Source organism: Mycobacterium sp. 236(2023) (assembly GCF_029623955.1).
GTDB lineage: Bacteria > Actinomycetota > Actinomycetes > Mycobacteriales > Mycobacteriaceae > Mycobacterium.
The window spans coordinates 1,509,321-1,528,112 of sequence record NZ_JARSBP010000002.1 but is presented as its reverse complement, the minus strand read 5'-3'; the positions used below and the strand labels follow the sequence as shown (position 1 = coordinate 1,528,112).

The window sequence follows — 18,792 nt, the reverse complement described above, 5'->3', positions numbered from 1 at the left end:
AGTCGCTTGTCGAATCGGTCGCCTAGGTCGACCGATTCGTGCGCTGAGCGAGCTCGGCCAGCACATCGTCGGTATGTTCCCCGAGTTCGGGTGCACTAGAACGCAATTCCGTGGGCGTTCCGTGAAAGTCGGCCGGTGTAGCGACCATCGGCACGGACCCGCCGTCGGCGTCGGGCACGTACACGATGCCACCTGCGGCGTGGAACTGCTCGTCGCCGACCACATCCTCCAGCGAATTGATCGGCGACCAGAACAGATCCGGTTGTCCGGCAAAGACTTCCGTCCACTCGTCCAACGGCTTCCCCGCGAAGATCTCGTCGAGCTCGGCGATCAGCTCGCGGGCGTTCGCCGCACGGTCCCGCGCATAGGCGAATCTCTCGTCGGTCAGCCAGCCCGGGCGTTCCACGGCCGCGCACAGCGCGGGCCAATGCCGATCCGGCTGCAGGCCCACCAACCAGAACCTCCTGCCGTCGGCGGCGGCGTAGTTGTTCATGCACGGGTTGCCCATCGATTCGCGCTGACCGATGGCGATCGCGTGGCCGGTGATCAGGAAGGTGTTCAGGTCGAAGCTCACCGTGTAGGCGCCCTGGCGGTACAGCGACGTAGACACCAGTTGCCCGGCTCCGGTGCGTGCCCGCGCGACCAGCGCGGCGCAGATCGCCCCGGCCAGCGTCATCCCCGCCATGTGGTCGCCCATGCCGCCCCGCTGGAACGGCGGCATCTCGCCGGGCCGCGTGAGCAGGTGCGCCAGACCGGATCTCGCCCAGAACGCCGCGACGTCGTAGGCGGGCCGGTCCGCATCGGGCCCTTCGGCGCCGTAGCCGGTGATCAACCCGTAGACCAGTCGCGGGTTCGCGGCGGCAAGAGCGTCGAAGTCCAACCCGATGCGGCGCAGCGCGCCGGTGCGGATGTTGGTCAGGAACACGTCCGCCTCGCCGATCAGGCGCCGCGCCGCCTCCTGCGCCTCGGCCGTCGCGAGATCGAGCACGACGCTGCGCTTGCCGCGGTTGTCCATCTGGAACGGCGGGCTGACGTGGTGCCGGTCCTCCGGGCTGATGCCGAGCATCCGGCCGAAGGTGCGGGCGGGGTCCCCGTCGGGCGGCTCGATCTTGACGACGTCGGCGCCCCAATCGGCGAGGACGCCTCCGGCCGCGGGGCCCGCGACCCACACCCCGAGCTCGACGACTTTGACGCCCTCCAGCGGACCCGCCATGCCCACCCTTTCCCAGACTTTACAAAGAGCGATGTATTTGTAACCCTGTTACAGCTACCGGTCCAAGCCTAGGAGGCTCGTGGTGTCCGCCATCGCCAATCGGATCGCACCCGCGGTAGGTCTGGCCTCACATCTTGGCCGCGGATTCCGCCGGATCGGGACCGACACGCTCGTCGGCCGCCTCCTGCCGATGCCGCGCACCATCGCCGATCTCGACGCCGCGACGATGTCGGCCCTCCTCGGGCGCACGGTGACGTCGGTGGCACTCCTCGGCGGCGACGCCGGGACGTCGTCGCGGGCCCGGCTCGCACTCACGGGCGACGACGTGCCCGAATCGGTGTTCGTCAAGATGGCGGCCGAGACCGTCGCGACGAGGCTGATGGGCGAGCTCGGCAACCTCGCCGACACCGAGACCCGCTTCTACAGCCAGCTCGCCCCCGAGCTGACCGGCGTCCCGCGCAGCTACGGCTGCCGGTTCGACCCGTACACCGGCCGATTCGTGCTCGTCCTCGAGGACTTGGCGGTCAGCGACTGCGAGTTCCCCGACACGCTCAACCCGATCGACGCGGACCGCGCCGCACTCGTCGTCGAACTTCTCGCCCGCGTCCATGCGACGTTCTGGGGTCGGCTTCCCGCCCGCAGCGGGGTCGGCCCACTCGGCTGGCTCTACACGGCGTCGGAGGACAGCGCGTCACTGCTCACCGCGCCGCTGCTGCGCACATCGGCCCGCAAACTGGCCGAACGCACGCAGCTGCCCATCGACCGCGGCCGCTTCATCGATGCCAACTATCGCGCCGTGGCCTCGCTGGTCGACCGGCCACCGCACACTGTCATGCACGGCGACGCACACCCGGGCAACCTGTACTTCCGCGACGGCCAGGCCGGGCTGCTCGACTGGCAGGCCGTGCGCCGCGGCCATCCCAGCCGGGAACTCGCCTACACGCTGGTCACCAGCATGACCACTGAGGCCCGACGGGAGTCGCAGCAGGATCTAGTCGAGGTCTACCGGCGCGCGCTGGCCGCCTCCGGCGGGCCGGAGTTGAACCCCGATGAGCTGTGGAACCGCTACCGCCAGGGCGCCCTGTACCCATACGTCGCGACGCTGATCACCGCGGGCATGGGTGGCATGCAGGTCGAGGACATCGCCATGAAAGGGCTGGAGCGCAGCCTCGAAGCCCTCGACGATCTCGACACCGTCGCCGTGCTGGAGAAGACACTGTGAGCAACTGTGTGAGCAACGACGCCCGCGCGCCGTCGGCCCCTCACCCGGGGACGCTTTACGATCGACAGCGAACCCGTAAGTAAGGGCAGGTACGTGAACCATCCAGCACGCGACGATGACAGCACCGACGACACCTCGACCAGGAACCGCATCCTCGTCGCGACCGCGGAGGTGCTCGGCCGCAGCGGGCAGACGAAGCTGAGTCTGTCCGAGGTCGCCCTGCAGGCCGGGGTGTCGCGCCCCACTCTGTACCGCTGGTTCGCCGACAAGCAGGCCCTGCTGGAGGCGTTCGGCCTCTACGAGCGGGAGATGTTCGAGACGGGCATCCTCAAGGCGACCGCAGGCCTGCGCGGCAACGAGCGTGTCGATGCGGCGATGCAGTTCATCGTCGAATACCAGCAGTCGTACTCGGGTGTGCGTCTCGTCGACATCGAGCCCGAGGTCGTCATCGCCCGCCTGACCCACATCATCCCGCTGATGCGCACCCAGCTGGAGAAGCTGCTGCCCGGCGCCAACGCCGCGGTCAAGGCGGCCACCGCGATCCGGGTCGCCGTGTCCCACTACATCGTGCGCGCCGACGACGACGACCAGTTCCTGGCACAACTGCGGCATGCGGTGGGAATCAAGACCACCTGACACATAACGCGTGACACTCGCCTGAAAACTTGTAAAGCTAGCTGTCATGACGACAGCGGAGACTGAAACCGGCGTTCTGGCGGGCGACGAGCGCATGCTCATCGATGGTGAACTGCAAAACACCAGCAGCGGAGCCACATTCGATGTGATTCACCCGGCCAGCGAGCAGGTCGCCGGGCAGGCGACCGACGGAACGGTCGACGACATGGCTCGCGCCGTCGGGGCGGCCCGCCGGGCGTTCGACGACACCGACTGGTCCCGCGACCTCGACTTCCGCTACCACTGCATGACCCAGCTCCACGAGGCGTTCGAGCGCAACAAGGAACGTCTGCGGCGCGTCCTGATCACCGAGGTCGGCTGCCCGCTGAAGGTGACCGGCAGCCAGATCGAGAGCCCGATCGAGGAAGTCAGGCACTGGGCGGAGCACGGCAAGAACTTCACCTACCTCGCCGACAACGGTGTGCACGAGACACCGATGGGACCCGCGCACCGCAAGATCCACTACGAACCGGTCGGCGTCGTCGGCGCGATCACTCCGTGGAACGTGCCGTTCTATCTCAACGTCGCCGAGACCGTGCCCGCACTGATGGCCGGCAACACCGTGGTGCTCAAGCCCGCACAGTTGACCCCGTGGTCGGGCAGTGAGTACGGCCGCATCGTGGCCGAGGAGACCGACATCCCCGCCGGCGTGTTCAACGTCGTGGTGTCCAATGCCAACGAGGTCGGCGCCGCCCTGTCAGCCGACCCGCGCGTCGACATGATCACGTTCACCGGATCCACCGCGACCGGCCGCGCGATCCTCGCCGCCGGCGCACCGACGGTGAAGAAGACGCTGCTCGAACTCGGCGGCAAGAGCGCCCACATCGTGCTCGACGACGCCGACTTCAACATGGCCTTGCCGATGGCCGCTCTGATGGCGTGTGTGATGTCCGGCCAGAGCTGCATCATGCCCAGCCGGATCCTGTTGCCCCGCAGCCGCTATGACGAGGGCATCGAGATCATAGAGAACATGATGGAGAACTTTCCGGTCGGCGATCCGTGGGACCCGAACAACATGCAGGGTCCGCAGATCAGCGAGGGTCAGCGGCAGAAGGTGCTCGGCCTCATCAAGTCCGGTATCGACTCCGGCGCGCGTCTGGTCACCGGAGGCGGCATCCCCGAGAAGCTGCCCGTCGGCTATTACACGCAGCCCACGCTGCTCGCCGACGTCGACCCGAATTCGCAGATCGCGCAGGAGGAGATCTTCGGACCCGTCCTGACCGTCACGCCGTACGACACCGACGACGAGGCCGTCGCGATCGCCAACAACAGCATCTACGGGCTGTCCGGCGAAGTCAGCGGCGGCGATGTCGACCGCGCCTTCAGGGTCGCCACCCGCATGCGCACGGGCAATGTCACGATCAACGGCAAGAGCCACTTCGGGATCGGCAGTCCGTTCGGCGGGACGAAGCAGAGCGGGCTGGGCTACCGCAACGGCGAAGAGGGTTACAAGGAGTACCTCGACGCCAAGACCATCGGCATGCCCGCCCAGTGAACATCCAGGCGCTCGCCGACGAGATCGACATCGGCAACCTGCTCACCCGCTACTGCCGCGCCGTCGACTCGAAAGACTGGGAGCTGTACCGCTCGTTGCTGACCGACGATGCGCACCTGGATTATTCGGCCGCCGGGCTGTTTGTCGGAGGTCCCGACGATGCTGTCGCATACCTGACGCGGCACCAGAAATCGATCACGGTCGGGATGCACTACGTCACCAACATCGAAAGCCAGATCGACGAGGACGATGCAAGCGTTGTGGCCATGTGGTTCAACGCTGTTCGGCTACCCGAGGCGACCGATATGTCCTTCTTCCACGGCAGGTGGCACGACCGTCTGATCCGGACCGCAGAGGGCTGGCAGATTCAGAACCTGCGCCTGGAGGTGGTCGCGTGACCGATGTTCAGCGGCTCAGCGACGAGCTGGAGATCCGGGCGCTGATGAGCCGGTACGCCCGCGCCGTGGACACCAAAGATTGGGAGCTCTACCGATCGGTGTTCACCGACGACGCGCACATCGACTACTCCTCGGCCGGCGCCGCGAAGGGCAGCCGCGACGAGGTCACCTCATGGCTCGCTGCGGGTTTCGGCGCAATCCCGTGGGCGATGCACTACATCACCAACATTGAATGCGACATAACCGGCGACACCGCGACCGTGCGCGCGATGTTCTACAACCCGATGCAGTTACCCGGCATGGCCGAGCAGAGCTGTTGCGGCGGTTACTACTTCCACGACCTGGTTCGCACGCCGGATGGCTGGCGCAGCCGGAACCTGCGCGAAGACAGCGTATGGTTCATCGGCAAACCCTAACCTTCTACTGCCCAATTGACGGCTCGGCCGTCGCAGCCAATTGCCCACAGGCGGCGGCGATTTCGCGACCCCGGGTGTCCCGCACCGTGCACGACACCCCGCGTTGGCGGACACGGCGGACGAACTCCCGCTCCACCGGCTTCGGGCTGGCGTCCCACTCACTACCCGGCGTCGGGTTCAGCGGGATCAGGTTCACGTGCACCAGCGGTCCGAGCGCGCCGTGCAGCTTCTTACCGAGAAGGTCTGCGCGCCAAGGCTGATCGTTGACGTCGCGGATCAACGCGTATTCGATCGACACCCGCCTGCCGGTCTGCTCGGCGTAGTAACGCGCCGCGTCGAGCACCTCGGAGACCTTCCAGCGGTTGTTCACCGGAACCAGGGTGTCACGCAGCTCGTCGTCGGGGGTGTGCAGCGACACCGCCAGTGTGACGTTGAGCTTCTCGTCGGCGAGCTTGCGGATCGCCGGGGCCAGCCCGACCGTCGACACGGTCACCGACCGCGCCGAGATCCCGAACCCACTGGGAGGTGATGCTGTAATCCTCCGGACGGCGGCAACTACCCGGTTGTAGTTGGCCAGCGGCTCCCCCATGCCCATGAAGACGATGTTGGACAGCCTGCCACCATCGCGGTCGCGCAACTCGGCGCTGGCTGCGCGCACCTGCTCGAGAATCTCCGCGGTCGTCAGGTTGCGCTTGAGCCCGCCCTGGCCCGTCGCGCAGAACGGGCACGCCATCCCGCAGCCCGCCTGCGACGAGATGCACACGGTGTTGCGGTCGGTGTAGCGCATCAGCACCGACTCGAACGTGGTCCCGTCACCGGCGCGCCACAGCACCTTGCGGGTTTCGCCCGAATCGCATTCGATCTCCCGCATCGCGGTGAACAGCGTCGGAAACAATGCCTCGCCGATCTGCTCGCGCATCGCGGCCGGCAGGTCCGTCATCTGTGCCGGATCCGCGATCAGCCGGCCGTAGTACTGGTTGGCCAGCTGCTTGCCGCGAAAGGCCGGCAGTCCGAGTTCGGCGACGGCGGCGGCACGGCCGGCGTCGTCGAGGTCGGCGAAATGCCGCGGCGGCATCGCACGGCGCGGCGCATCGAACACGAGAGGGAGTGGGTTGGGCATGCTGTCGCCCAGTATCTCAGAGAATTGCGCGAGCTCAGGCCAGCAGGGACAGCACGATCCACGTCGCGACGGCCGACGGCAGGACCGAATCGAGCCGGTCCATCAAGCCACCGTGCCCCGGAAGCAGCGCGCCCATGTCCTTGATGCCGAGGTCGCGCTTGACCTGGGATTCGACGAGATCGCCCAAGGTTCCGGTGATGACGAGCATCAAGCCGAGCGGCACACCCACCCACCACGGGTTGTCCGTGAGGAACTGCACAGCCAGCGACGACACGATGACGCCGAGGACCAGAGACCCGGCCAGCCCTTCCCAGGACTTCTTCGGGCTGATCGCCGGCGCCATCGGATGCTTACCGAACAGCACCCCCGCGGTGTAGCCGCCGACGTCGGACGCGACGACGCCGAGCATCAGGCAGAACACCCGTCCTGCCCCGTCCTCCGGGTAGATCAGCAGCGCGCCGAAGCTGCCGAACAGCGGTACCCAGGTGGCCAGGAACACCGTCGTGGCCATATCGCGCAGGTAGTTCTGCGGGGCGCTGGCCAGCCCTCCGGCGACCAGCCGCCAGATCATGCAGACAACCACGGTGCCGCCGAATGCCGCGAGCGCCCCCGCGGCGCCGAACGGCCAGGTCAGCCAGATCATGGCCTGCCCGCCCACAAGCAGCGGGATGAGCGGGATGACGAATCCGCCTTCGCGGAGCCTGCGCACGACCTCGTGGGTGGCCACGGCCATCGCCACCGCGACGACCCCCACCCACACCTTCGGCGCGAAAATCAGGATGGCGATCAACGACCCGCCGAGCCCGAAGCCCACCGCAAGTGCCGCGGGCAGATTGCGCCCAGCGCGCGACGTCTTGACCGGCTTGGATGCCACAGGAATCGATTGCTGTTCGGTCATGCCTAGACCTCCAGCAGCTCGCCTTCTTTGTGCTTGACGATGTCGTCGATCTGGCTCGTGTACTGCTGTGTGCTCTTGTCGAGGTCCTTTTCGGCGCGGGTCACCTCGTCTTCGCCCGCGTCGCCGTCCTTCTTGATCCGCGACAGTTCTTCCATGGCCTTGCGCCGGATGTTGCGCACCGACACCTTGGCGTCCTCGCCCTTGGACTTGGCCTGCTTGACGAGGTCGCGCCGACGCTCCTCGGTCAGCTGCGGGATCGAGATCCGGATGACGCTGCCGTCGTTGCTCGGGTTGACTCCCAGATCCGAGTTCCGGATCGCGTCCTCGATGTGCTTGAGCTGGTTGGACTCGTACGGCTTGATGACGACGAGACGCGCCTCGGGAACGTTGATGCTCGACAGCTGCGTGATGGGGGTCATCGCGCCGTAGTAGTCGATGTTGATCCGGTTGAACATGCCGGGGTTGGCGCGGCCGGTACGAATCGACGCCAGGTCGTCCCGTGCCACGGACACGGCCTTCTCCATCTTCTCCTCGGCATCGAAGAGGGTTTCGTCGATCACTGTCTCTCCCGTCGCTTCGCTCGCTGGCTGCCCACCGCTTATGTGGTGACCAGCGTTCCGATCTTCTCACCTGCGACGGCCCGCGCGATATTGCCGTCGGTGAGCAGGTTGAACACCAGGATCGGCATTCCGTTGTCCATGCACAAGCTGAACGCGGTCGCATCGGCCACGGCGAGACCGCGGTCGATGACCTCGCGGTGGGTGATGGACGTGATCATCTGCGCGTCGGGGTGCACGCGCGGGTCGGCGGTGTAGACACCGTCGACAGCCTTGGCCATCAGCACCACTTCGGCACCGATCTCGAGCGCACGCTGGGCAGCTGTGGTGTCGGTCGAGAAGTACGGCAGACCCATGCCCGCTCCGAAGATGACCACGCGGCCTTTCTCCAGATGCCTGCGGGCCCGCAGCGGAATGTAGGGTTCGGCGACCTGGCCCATCGTGATGGCGGTCTGCACCCGGGTGTCGATGCCTTCCTTCTGCAGAAAATCCTGCAGCGCAAGGCTGTTCATGACGGTCCCCAACATGCCCATGTAGTCCGAGCGGGTCCGCTCCATCCCGCGCTGCTGCAGCTGCGCGCCGCGGAAGAAGTTCCCTCCGCCGATCACGACGGCGATCTGTGCGCCGCTGCGGACGACTTCGGCGATCTGACGGGCAACAAGGGCGACGACGTCGGGATCGAGCCCCACCTGTCCACCGCCGAACATCTCCCCACCCAGCTTGAGGACCACCCGAGAGTAGGCGGGCCTGTACGGGGTGGGCTGGTTAGCGATTGGCTCTGTCATCGGGGCCAACGGGCTCCTCTCCGGTCCGCACGTGGGATAGCCGACTACGGCGGCGACTATCCCAATCCTGCCAAACCCGGCCGAGTCCGATGGCAAATGGGTCGAACGCGGCGCGTTACCCGAGGTGCGCCACGAGCAGCCACGCGCCGACCGACTTGCGGCCGTCGGCCTCGTCCCGGACATCGGTGGCGAAGTTCTTGAAGTGTTCGGCGAACGGCGGGGGCACGTTGGCGTGGATGCGAGCGGGCCGGATCTCGTCGATCACCCAGTACTTCGACACGACGTCGCGCAGTTCGTCCTCGGTCACGGCGTTGACGGGACCGCCCTCTGGCATGGCGTTGCGATCGAAGACGAGTACGTAATACAACGCGCCGGGGGCGGCGGCCCGGACGATGGACTGCTGGTAGCCGTCGCGCAGCTCGACCGGCATGGAATGGAACAGCGTGCTGTCGACGATCGTGCCGAAGCGGCCGTCGTAGCCGGTGAACGCGCTGATGTCGGCGACGTCGAACGTCGCGGCGGTCAGGCCGCGGCGTGCGGCTTCCTGGCGGGCAAGTTCGATCGCCGTGGGTGACTGGTCGAGGCCGACGGTGGTGAAGCCGCGTTCGGCGAGATACATCGACACCGCGGCCTCGCCGCAGCCTGCGTCCAGGACCTCGCCCTGGAACTTGCCCGCCTCGATCATCGCGGCGATCTCGGGCTGCGGCTCGCCGATACTCCACGGCGGTCGGACCGCCCCGCCCATCTCCTCTGCTTCGCCCCGGTAGGCGGATTCGAACATTGCGCTGGTATCAGTCATGACACCTTGATATCAACGTAATTGATATATGTCAATATGGTTGACATGAGGGATCACGGCGATCAGCCGCTTGGCTATCTGCTGCACCGGCTCGCCACGTCGCTGCGCGCCGACGTGACGTCGTCGGTGCTCGAACCGCTGGATCTGTCGTTCCCGCAATACATCTGCATGCGCATCCTGTCGCGCTATCCCGGGCGGTCCAACGCCGAGCTCGCCCGCGACGTGATGGTCTCGCCGCAAGCCATGAACATGGTCGTGCGCGGACTTCAGGAGCGCGGGCTGGTCACCCGGCCCGCGCAGGTGCCGTCGGGACGGTCACGCCCCGCCGAACTCACGCGGGAAGGCTTGGCGTTACTGGCACGCACCGACGACGGCATCCGCGAGGCCGAGCAGCACGTCCTGGCACCCCTGAGCGAGCGCGACCAGCGTGAGCTCCGTCGCCTCCTGTCCGAACTGGGCTGAGTCGGACCGGTCGCCCAGCACCGCGAGCGCGCGGGTCTGCACGGCGACACGCCGCCCCGCATGGCATTTCATGCGCGCTCGTCGCCGTCCGTTGTCACATTTTCGCCACCCGACTCGTCTTAACCTCAGCACGGAACGACGACGAAACGGAGCCCCGATGACGACAAGGCCCATGCTGAACAAAGCAGTGCCTGAGGCGTACAAGACCACGGCGACACTGAGCCAGCAGGCCGAGAACGCCGCGCTGGAGGCCGGAATCGCGCCGTTGACGCTCGAACTCGTGCGCATCCGCGCCTCTCAGATCAATGGCTGCGGTTTCTGCCTTCGCATGCATGTCCGCGACGCGCTGGCCAATGGGGAGACGACCGACCGCATCGCGGTGCTGCCCGCCTGGCGCGAGACTCAATACTTCTCCCCCGCCGAGCGCGCCGCCTTGGCGATCGCCGAGGAGATCACTCACATCGGCGTGCGGACACCCGGCGTCGACGACGACACTGCCGCCATCACCGATCAGCAGGCCGCCGCGCTGCGCTGGGTGGCAATCGCCATTAATGCGTTCAATCGCGTCGCGATCTCCAGCCACTACGTCGTGGAGCCGTGACGCGGTGACCACGACAGCGCAACGCATACTGCTCGGCGTTCTCACGCTGGTCGCCACGGGCACCGGCGTGTGGGCCTACTTCGCAGCACGGCATTGGTATGACACGTTTCCCGGCCTCGGACTGAGTTGGCTTCCGCAGCTCGGCCCCTACAACGAACACTTCGTCAGGGACGTCGGAGCCTTCTTCCTCGGCCTCACCGTGCTGAGCGTGGCGACGTTGCTCCACGTCACCAACACGACGCTGGTGCGTGTGTCAGCCGGCGCGTGGACGATGTTCAACGTTCTGCACCTGATCCTCCACCTGCAGATGCTGCATCACTACAGCCCACGTGATCAGGTGCTCAACGTTGTCGCGCTAGGCACGCTGCTGCTGGTCTCGCTGGCGCTCTTCCTTCCCGTCCGGCGCGCAGATCGAACGTGACACACGCGCCGACGCGCCGCGAGCGCGCGCAAAATGCCAGTGGTACAGGGCATGTCGGCGTGCAGACACGCGCGCTCGCGGTGCGAGCGGGCTTCTAGGACTCCATCGCGCGCTCGGCCACCGGGAGCCCGGCATGGTGGGAGTGGCAGGCTTTCGGCGGTGACGGCGGCAGGTCCAGTGCCGGGTTACCGTCGAAGAAGCCGATCGGCTTGAGGTGGAAGCCGGTGTACGCGCACGGCATCACCGGCCAGTCCTCCGGCCGAACGACGTGGTGCGCACCGAGGGTGTACCAGACCACGACATCGGTATTCTCCAGCGGCGCATCGTCTTCGACGAACTGCGGCAGCCCTTGCGCGTCAGCCGACTGGTACATGTAGTCGCCCGCCGCGAACCGCTCCGCCGGATCGTATTTCGTGACCCACAGATTGTGTTGCAGGAAACGCGCCCGGTCGTAGATGTAGGAACCCTCCTGAATCATGCACGGCACAACATCCTTCGGCACCAGCTTGTAGGCGACAGGGATGCCGAGCTCGTTCTTCTTCGACGGATTCGCGATCTTCCAGTAGCGGCCTGTCCCCCAGTTCCAGTCCCGCGCCCCCTCGGACTCCGAGGCCACCAGCGTGTCCTGCGTGATCCACGCATTCTTGTGCGGGTTGAGCGCCGGATCGGGCTCAGGGATCGAATCCACCTCGTACACACTGTTTCCCGCTCCGTCGACGCTCATGTCGAGGCGGAAGTTGAAGAAGTGCTGATGGTTCGGGCCGTAGATGCCGGGAGCGACCATCTTGCCCCAGCGGGGCTGCTCGCCCGATTCGACGACGGCCGAACCCGTGGTCAGCACGCCTGACAACTTAACCTCGACCTCGATCGACGCGTCGTTGTAGAAGTACCAGAAGAACCCGTACTCGTAGTTGCCGACGGTGCAGATCATCGATACGACGAGACGGCGTGACCGCCGCACCTCGACCTCCTCGGTGCGGAAGTCAGTGTGCTTCCAGGAGATTCCGAAGTCCTCCTCGTGCATGCAGATCGCGTTTGGGATGGTGACCGGGTTGCCGCTAGAGTCGTTGACCGTGCCGTCGAAGTAGTGGATCTCGCCGAGGCAGTCGCATCCCAGGGTCAGCGGATTGGCCGAGAAACCCATCCCGACCTCGCCCATGTCGAAGACGTTCTTGTTCCAGTGCGTCGGTGACGAATCTCCATAGGGCACCACCATTTCCGACAGTGACCCGCGGTACAGAATCGGACGCGTCTCGCCGCGGTCGGTGTAGGTCACCTCATGGATGGTGATGCCCTCGCGCGGATTGAATCCGATGCGCAGAGACCACTTCTGCCACTGCACCTTCCACCCGTCGACGGTGAAGCTGGGACCGTCGGGTTGGGTGATCTCGATCGGCTTGACGTCGTCGCGGAACTGCGTGAACGCGGGCCGGTTGTTCGGATCGAACATGAACTGCTCGGAGTAGTTGCCCGCGGTGGGTGGCAGCGGGACGACACCGTGGTCCTCGATGTCGAGGACTTTCATGTTGTCGAGGTCGAACGTCACGATGAGCCCCTCGACCGGTCGCGCATAGCCGTGCTCCGACGGCGCCGATCGCATGAACGTCAACGGCCGGCAGATCAGCGCCGAGTTATCGTAGTGGTCCTGCGCGCCGTAATACCCTGCGGGCCAGGGGTCGATCATTGCGAGGCTGAAATCGGTGACGCCGCGCTTGCGCATCGCCTCCTGCCACCGCGGGTCCTCTCGGACCTTCTCCTCGACCCCCGTCATGTGTTCGACGAGATAGGAGGGGAACCGACCGGGGATCGGTGTCCACGAATCGATCACGCGAGCACCGATGTCGACGACGGCCTCGTAGATCATCTTCACGGCGGCGTCGTACATCGTGATGAAGGCGCACCGCGGAACGTCGACGGCGTCCGCGAACGTCAGGGACGCCGTCTTGTCCGGCTCCGCGAGCTGGATCATCACGAACTTCAGTGTGGGGGTTGCGTATTCCGACGCCGTCACCACCGCTGCGGCGGCCTCGATCTCGGCTCCGGTCAGCGGGTCGAGCGGGTAGCTGCCCACGGCAGATCCGGCCTCGCCCAGCGTACGGGTGTCCTCCATCGTCATTTCGCTGATTCCTCTGTTTCTGCCTTGGTGAGGTCGAAGACCGCCAGGTGGGCCAGGGCGTCGTCCTGGCTGGTTCTATGTGCCGAGCGGCGGCCGAAGAAGTAGACGACGACGCCGAGCGCCACCATCGCGAGGCTGATACTGCCGACCCACATCATCCACTCGGTGTCTCCGACACCGGAACTGGCAAGCCACGACTTCGCGAACGAATAGTAGATGCCACCGATGGTGCCGATGGTGCCGACGATCACGGTGATCCACACCCCGACCATGCCTCCGGGAATGCGCCAGAACGTCTCGTTCGCATAGCGATCCGCGTACTTCTTGCGGGCGATGACGACCGGGAACAGGAAGAAGAATCCGGAGATCAGCCACACCGTGGACAAACCACCCTGCAGGAAGATCGTGGTGTTGACCAGGGAGGCCTGGGAGTACAGCCCGACGATCAGCAGCGAGGAGATCACGCCCTGGATCAGGATGGCCGACACCGGGTTACGGGTGCGCGGGTTGAGATGCGTGAAGATCCGGGGCAGGTGCCGCTCCAGACCGGACACGAAGATCAGCCGCGAGTAGGCAACCTGGTAGGTCATCAGCGCCACGACGATGATCAGTGCCAGCACGACGGCGCAGATCTCCATGAGGCCCGGGAATCCTGAGACGTCGAGCATGCCGATGACGCCGGTGACGGCGTCGATCTCCTCGGTCGGCAGCGCCATCATCGTGCCGAGTGTCGTCAGCAGGTAGATCGCGACCAGCGCGATCGAGCCCCACAGGATCATCCGCGGACCGCTCCTACGCACCGACAGGAATTCCGCACCCATGTTGTACGGCGTCTCGACGCCGAGCAGGTACAGCAGCACGGTGCCGTAGAGGAAGCCCGAGACGGCGAAGTTCGGGATCGTCGCCTCGGTCCAGCTGAACGGTGTCGCCGAGCCGTTCTTGACGGCGAACAGCAGCCCGCACAGGAAGATCGTCAACGAGAGCACGCAGAAGACGACGAAGACCACGTTCATGATCCGCTGGCTGGCAGCAAGTTTCGCCAGTGCCAGTCCGATCACCGTCCACAGGATGACGAGCTGCAGGATGACACTCGTCGTCACGCCGAGCTCGGCGTGGAAGGCCAGCAGTAGGAACGACAGCACGACCGCCGGTGAGGATGCGGCGTTGAGGATCACCGGCACCCACGACAGGTAGCCGCCGATGAAGCCCCATGTCTCCCCCATCGTCCGGGTGGCCCAGATGTACACGCCGCCTTGACCCGGCCACAGGTTGCCGAGTTCGACGACGGCCATGCCGGCGGGGACGAGGAAGGTGAGGATGCCGAGGATCCACATCGGGATGGCGGTCCAGCCGCCGGTGGCCATCACCGATGATCCGGTGATCCAGCAGATGATGAACACGTAGGCGGCTGTGAGGCCGAACGTACTCATCACCTTCGGAAGGATCTGTTCGGGGACCAGCTCGGTGGTCATCAATTTGTCGCGGTCGGCTGAGCCGCCAATCTTGCCTGGGTCCGCGGGCGGCGCGGGCTCCGTTTGTGTCATTCGATTGTCTCCGCTCCATCAAATCCAGAAGATATGTTGGGGACCAACAACGTTGGTCAGTTGACGATTTGTCCGTCTTTCATCCGGACGACACGGCTCGCTTCGTCGGCCACCGTGGGGTCATGGGTGCTGGCGACCACGGTGACACCCATGGTCGAGCACAGGTCGCGCAGCATGCGCACCACCGTTTCCCCCGTACGGTGGTCAAGGTTGGCTGTGGGCTCGTCGGCCAGGACGAGCGTCGGGTTGCTGATCAACGAGCGCGCGATCGCCGTGCGCTGCTGTTCGCCGCCCGACATCTTGGTCGGCTGATGGTTGATCCGATGTCCGAGGCCGACCAGTTCCAGCAGTTCGGTCGCCCTCTTGCGCAACGACTTCCGGTCGTAGGGTTCGAACATCAGCGGGAGTTCGACGTTTTCGACCGCCGACAGGAACGGGATCAGGTTGTAGCTCTGGAAGATGAAGCCGATGGTGTCGTGACGCAGGGCCGCGTACTGGCTCTCGGTGAGCGTCGCGGTGTCCTTACCTGCGATCTTGACGATGCCTTTCGTGGGCCGATCGAGTCCGCCGATGATGTTCAGCAGCGTGGACTTGCCGCTGCCGCTGGGGCCCATCAGGCACACGAATTCGCCGGGCATCACGGTGAGTTCGGCCGCCATGAGCGCCTTGACGACCTCGTCGCCGAGTTTGTGCAGTTTCCACACGTCCGAGATCTCGATCACCGGGGCGGTACCCGTGTGCGTGTCGACGGCGGTGCCGGATGATTCGTCGATGGCGGTCATGGTCAGCCTCCTGATGCGAGGGATCGGATGGGCGGCCGGCTGGCGGCCTTCCAGGTGGGCAGGATGCTGGTGGCCAGTGCGGCCGCGATGCTGACAGCGACGGCGATGCCCGCACCGAGGGCCAGCCCGCTGTAGGACACCCCGGTGGCGACGACGCCGACCATTCCGAGGACGACGCCGGCGATCACCGCGAGCAGTGCGCCGGCGAGGGCGCCGAGCACCGCCGCGATCACCGGTTCGACGAGCAGTGCCGCCACGACGGGGGCGCGGGGCACACCGGTGGCGGCCAGCACGCCGAGTTCACGGGTGCGGTGGGCGACGGTCCGGGTGGTCGCGACCGCGACCTCGGCGACGCCGACCAGAAGCACGGTGACGGCGATCAGGATTACCGCGCGGGCGATTTCCTCGGCGTGACCCAATGATGCTGACTGGGTGCGGATTCCGTCGGACAACCCGAAAACGAGGACCACCAACAGCGCACCGGTGGCGGTCGTGACGACCGGAAGCACCATCTCCGACAGCCGGCGGCGCGTCGCCAGCCAGCCGTACGACAATCCCTTACCGATGCTCACTTAGCGGTCTCCCAACAGATCGACCGGCTTCTGCTGCAGGAGTCGGTGCACGGGCACCAGCGCACCGACGATCGTCATGGCCGGCAGGAACATCGCGGTCAAGGCAGCGCCCTGCAGCCATGCCGACAACGTTGCGATGCCCGGGATCACCAGCGCGACAGCGACTCCGGCTGCGGCGACCCCGACGATGTAGGCCGCGAGGAAGACGATCGCGGATTCGACGAGGAAGAAGTAGAGCACCTCGTCGGCCAGACCGATGCTCGACATGATGCCGAACTCGCGCCGCCGTTCCGTGACCGCCGCCAGGAAGGACGACACGGCGATCACAAAGCCGAGGCCCAGGCCCACCATCGAGATCATTCCGAGTGTCGATCCGGTGACCTTGCCGGAGAACAGCGCCGAGAACCGCTGCTCGAAGGTCAGCGGGCTCGATCCACCGACGGTGTCGTAGATCAGGCCCGCACCTCCCGCGTCCGGCTGCGTCGACGGGTCGGTGCTGAACGGCAGATCGACTGCAGCGCCGAAGGTCTGGCCGAGATCTCGGCGCTGTTGTTCGCCCTCTGGGGCCGCGACCATCCACCAGCCGTTGTCGCCGACAACCGACTGCGCGACCGGTGTCGAAACTGTCACCGATTGTCCCGCGCCGCTGATCGAGACGGTCAGGCTCTGACCGGCGATGTCGACGCGTGCGCCGTCGGCCATGCCGAGGCGAGCCGCGACAGGCGATCCCAGAACAGCCTGTCCACTTGCCACGGTGTCGCTGCCGCGCAGCGACACCGGTTGGCCGTCGAGGTCGATCACTCCCGACAGTGTGCGCGTCGCCGTCCACCCCTCGGGTGGGGCGAGCGCCGGCGCGGAGCCATCGGCGACGATCGCCTGAACATCAGGGTCGTAATGCACGCCTGCGGCCGGGACGACCCATAACTGGCCGCCGCCAACAACATCGGCGATCGACGTCTCCCCCGTCTCCGCGAATCCCGCCGAGATCGTCCGGACGATCGTCACGCACGCGATCGCCAGTGCGATGCCCACGACAGACAGCACGAAGCGCTCCGGGCGGCGCCGGATGTTGGCCAGCGCGAACCTGACCAGGCACCCGAAGGTGTTGCCGGTCGACGGGGCGATCGGCGGCGATCCCGCCCTCGCTGTGGTCTCCACAATGAGCGATGCTCGGGTCGATTCGTTTCACCAAGAGCAGCGCACGGTCTCGCTGACGTTAACTCAGGCCGGTGCCGGTTACGTCGAGGTGTCGCGCCCGCAACGGATTTCGTCGCATACCGATGACGACTTTCGTCCAGGTCACGACTGAATGCGCGCCCACGGTTGTGCTTGTTCGAGCTCGAAGGCGAGCTCGAGCAGCCGCGCCTCTTCACCGACGCCCGCGCCGAACATCATGCCGATCGGCAATCCCGACTCGGACTGCCCCACCGGCAGCGAGATCGCCGGCTCACCCGTGACGTTCTGCAGCGGCGTGAAAGCGACCCAGTCGACGAGCCTGTCGATGATCTGCTCATAGGGCGCTGTCGGGTCCAGATATCCGACGCTGGGCGGAGTTTCGGCCAGTGTGGGTGTCAGCAGAACGTCGTAGGTGGACTGCAGGCGCGATGTGATCCGCCGAACCCGGCTCAGGCGGACGATCGCCAGCGGCACCTTGTGGAGATTTCGCGCAGCGTGCTCCTCGAGGCCGCGGGTCAGATTGTCCAGCCGCTCCCGGTCGAAGCTGGACCCGAACGTGCGGTGTCCGCCACGCACCAAGGCGAAGGCCAAAAACGACCAGTACAGCAGGAAGTCGTCGATGAACCGCTTCGGGATCGGGTTGTCGATCACCTCGACCCGGTGCCCGAGCCTCTCCAGTAAAGCTGCGGTCTTCAGCGTGAGTTCCCCGACCTCGGGGGCGGCCTCACGCGAGATGGAGCGCGTGCACACGGCGACGCGCAGGCGTTGCGCGCCGGGAGCCGTGATGTCACCGATCGGCGGCAGCTTCGGGTTGGCGTACACCTTCTCCATCTCGCGGTAGAACGCCGCGGTGTCACGCACCGACCGCGTCACGACGCCGTTGGCGACGATTCGCAGCGGCATCTGACGCATGTTCTTGTCGAGCGGGAGTCTGCCGCGGGACGGTTTCAGACCCACCAGGCCGTTGCAGGAGGCAGGGATCCTGATCGATCCCCCGCCGTCGTTGGCGTGGGCGATCGGCACGACCCCCGCGGCGACGAACGCACCCGAGCCCGACGATGAGGCTCCCGCGGTGTGCTGGGTGTTCCAGGGATTACGCACGGCGCCCAGTCGTGCGTGCTCGGCGACGGCGCTGAACCCGAACTCGGACAACTGTGTTTTGCCCAGCGGCACAAGGCCGGTCGCCAGGTACGCCCGGGCAAAATCACCGTTCTCGGTGGCAGGCACCGGCTCCCACGCATCGGTGCCCTCCATCGTCGGCATACCGGCGACAGCCACGTTGTCCTTGATGAAGGACGGCACCCCGTCGAAGAATCCGCCGTACGGCTGGTGCTGGGCACCGCGCACCCGAGCCCGGTCGTAGGCCTGGAAGGCCAGCGCGTTCAGCGCAGGGTTGACCTTCTCCGTGCGCGCGATCGCGGCGTCGACAAGCTCCAGGGGCGAGACCGTCCCGGCGCGCAGCGCGGTCACGAGACCGACGGCGTCGAGATCTCCCAGGGCGTCGTCGCCAAAGGCGTCAATGCGATCCATCGTCCGACGG

Annotated in this window: 20 protein-coding genes; 8 read left to right on the top strand and 12 right to left on the bottom strand. The window is 66.1% G+C overall.

All coding sequences use genetic code 11. From position 1 onward, the window contains the following. Positions 1-22 precede the first annotated feature (22 nt). Complete coding sequence (locus tag P9A17_RS09830; protein ID WP_278038345.1) at positions 23-1,213, bottom strand: CoA transferase; 1,191 nt, start codon at positions 1,211-1,213, stop codon at positions 23-25. Between the two features lie 82 nt (positions 1,214-1,295). Here P9A17_RS09830 and P9A17_RS09825 point away from each other — a divergent pair, with 82 nt between their 5' ends. From P9A17_RS09825 to P9A17_RS09805, 5 genes are all read left to right on the top strand, one after another. After that, positions 1,296-2,435 carry a phosphotransferase gene (locus P9A17_RS09825; protein ID WP_278038344.1) on the top strand — a complete coding sequence of 380 codons (1,140 nt, stop codon included), beginning with the start codon at positions 1,296-1,298 and terminating at the stop codon, positions 2,433-2,435. A 93-nt stretch (positions 2,436-2,528) separates the two neighbouring features. Then, on the top strand, positions 2,529-3,071 hold the full coding sequence (locus P9A17_RS09820; RefSeq protein ID WP_278038343.1) for a helix-turn-helix domain-containing protein: 543 nt from the start codon (positions 2,529-2,531) through the stop codon (positions 3,069-3,071). Positions 3,072-3,117: 46 nt separating this feature from the next. Further along, positions 3,118-4,605, top strand: a complete 1,488-nt coding sequence (locus P9A17_RS09815) for an aldehyde dehydrogenase family protein (RefSeq protein WP_278038342.1) — start codon at positions 3,118-3,120, stop codon at positions 4,603-4,605. Then, positions 4,602-5,003, top strand: a complete 402-nt coding sequence (locus tag P9A17_RS09810; RefSeq protein ID WP_278038341.1) for a nuclear transport factor 2 family protein — start codon at positions 4,602-4,604, stop codon at positions 5,001-5,003. Before P9A17_RS09815 ends, P9A17_RS09810 begins: the two co-directional genes overlap by 4 nt. Beyond that, positions 5,000-5,419 carry a nuclear transport factor 2 family protein gene (locus tag P9A17_RS09805; RefSeq protein ID WP_278038340.1) on the top strand — a complete coding sequence of 140 codons (420 nt, stop codon included), beginning with the start codon at positions 5,000-5,002 and terminating at the stop codon, positions 5,417-5,419. The genes P9A17_RS09810 and P9A17_RS09805 overlap by 4 nt, the downstream gene beginning before the upstream one ends. A 4-nt stretch (positions 5,420-5,423) precedes the next feature. Here P9A17_RS09805 and rlmN read toward each other — a convergent pair whose 3' ends face one another. The 5 genes from rlmN to P9A17_RS09780 all read right to left on the bottom strand — a co-directional run bounded on the left by rlmN (position 5,424) and on the right by P9A17_RS09780 (position 9,578). Continuing rightward, positions 5,424-6,539 (bottom strand): 23S rRNA (adenine(2503)-C(2))-methyltransferase RlmN, encoded by a 1,116-nt coding sequence (gene rlmN / locus P9A17_RS09800; RefSeq protein ID WP_278038339.1) that lies wholly within the window; start codon positions 6,537-6,539, stop codon positions 5,424-5,426. 34 nt (positions 6,540-6,573) lie between these two features. Then, positions 6,574-7,437, bottom strand: a complete 864-nt coding sequence (locus P9A17_RS09795) for a phosphatidate cytidylyltransferase (protein WP_278038338.1) — start codon at positions 7,435-7,437, stop codon at positions 6,574-6,576. 2 nt (positions 7,438-7,439) lie between these two features. Continuing rightward, complete coding sequence (gene frr / locus P9A17_RS09790) at positions 7,440-7,997, bottom strand: ribosome recycling factor (RefSeq protein ID WP_278038337.1); 558 nt, start codon at positions 7,995-7,997, stop codon at positions 7,440-7,442. Positions 7,998-8,035: 38 nt separating this feature from the next. Continuing rightward, positions 8,036-8,779, bottom strand: a complete 744-nt coding sequence (gene pyrH / locus P9A17_RS09785; RefSeq protein WP_278038336.1) for a UMP kinase — start codon at positions 8,777-8,779, stop codon at positions 8,036-8,038. A gap of 115 nt (positions 8,780-8,894) precedes the next feature. Then, positions 8,895-9,578, bottom strand: a complete 684-nt coding sequence (locus tag P9A17_RS09780) for a class I SAM-dependent methyltransferase (RefSeq protein ID WP_278038335.1) — start codon at positions 9,576-9,578, stop codon at positions 8,895-8,897. Between the two features lie 36 nt (positions 9,579-9,614). On the opposite strand from P9A17_RS09780, the gene P9A17_RS09775 reads away from it, so the two are divergent. From P9A17_RS09775 to P9A17_RS09765, 3 genes are all read left to right on the top strand, one after another. Continuing rightward, entirely contained in the window at positions 9,615-10,040 is a 426-nt protein-coding gene (locus tag P9A17_RS09775) for a MarR family transcriptional regulator (RefSeq protein ID WP_278038334.1), read from the top strand. Between the two features lie 157 nt (positions 10,041-10,197). Beyond that, positions 10,198-10,641, top strand: coding sequence for a carboxymuconolactone decarboxylase family protein (locus P9A17_RS09770; protein WP_278038333.1), 444 nt, complete (start codon positions 10,198-10,200; stop codon positions 10,639-10,641). 4 nt (positions 10,642-10,645) lie between these two features. After that, on the top strand, positions 10,646-11,062 hold the full coding sequence (locus P9A17_RS09765) for a hypothetical protein (protein WP_278038332.1): 417 nt from the start codon (positions 10,646-10,648) through the stop codon (positions 11,060-11,062). Between the two features lie 94 nt (positions 11,063-11,156). Here P9A17_RS09765 and P9A17_RS09760 read toward each other — a convergent pair whose 3' ends face one another. The 6 genes from P9A17_RS09760 to P9A17_RS09735 all read right to left on the bottom strand — a co-directional run bounded on the left by P9A17_RS09760 (position 11,157) and on the right by P9A17_RS09735 (position 18,782). Further along, positions 11,157-13,178 (bottom strand): primary-amine oxidase, encoded by a 2,022-nt coding sequence (locus P9A17_RS09760; protein ID WP_278038331.1) that lies wholly within the window; start codon positions 13,176-13,178, stop codon positions 11,157-11,159. Further along, positions 13,175-14,722: an APC family permease gene (locus tag P9A17_RS09755; protein WP_278038330.1), complete on the bottom strand. Its 1,548-nt coding sequence runs from the start codon at positions 14,720-14,722 to the stop codon at positions 13,175-13,177. The genes P9A17_RS09760 and P9A17_RS09755 overlap by 4 nt, the downstream gene beginning before the upstream one ends. 56 nt (positions 14,723-14,778) lie before the next feature. Then, positions 14,779-15,504 (bottom strand): ABC transporter ATP-binding protein, encoded by a 726-nt coding sequence (locus P9A17_RS09750; protein ID WP_278038329.1) that lies wholly within the window; start codon positions 15,502-15,504, stop codon positions 14,779-14,781. A gap of 2 nt (positions 15,505-15,506) precedes the next feature. Further along, complete coding sequence (locus tag P9A17_RS09745) at positions 15,507-16,016, bottom strand: FtsX-like permease family protein (protein ID WP_278038679.1); 510 nt, start codon at positions 16,014-16,016, stop codon at positions 15,507-15,509. Positions 16,017-16,076: 60 nt separating this feature from the next. After that, positions 16,077-17,234, bottom strand: a complete 1,158-nt coding sequence (locus P9A17_RS09740) for an ABC transporter permease (RefSeq protein ID WP_278038328.1) — start codon at positions 17,232-17,234, stop codon at positions 16,077-16,079. Positions 17,235-17,375: 141 nt separating this feature from the next. Then, the gene (locus P9A17_RS09735) at positions 17,376-18,782 is read right to left on the bottom strand and encodes an amidase (RefSeq protein ID WP_278038327.1); all 1,407 of its coding nucleotides are present in this window, start codon (positions 18,780-18,782) and stop codon (positions 17,376-17,378) included. Between the last annotated feature and the right edge of the window lie 10 nt (positions 18,783-18,792).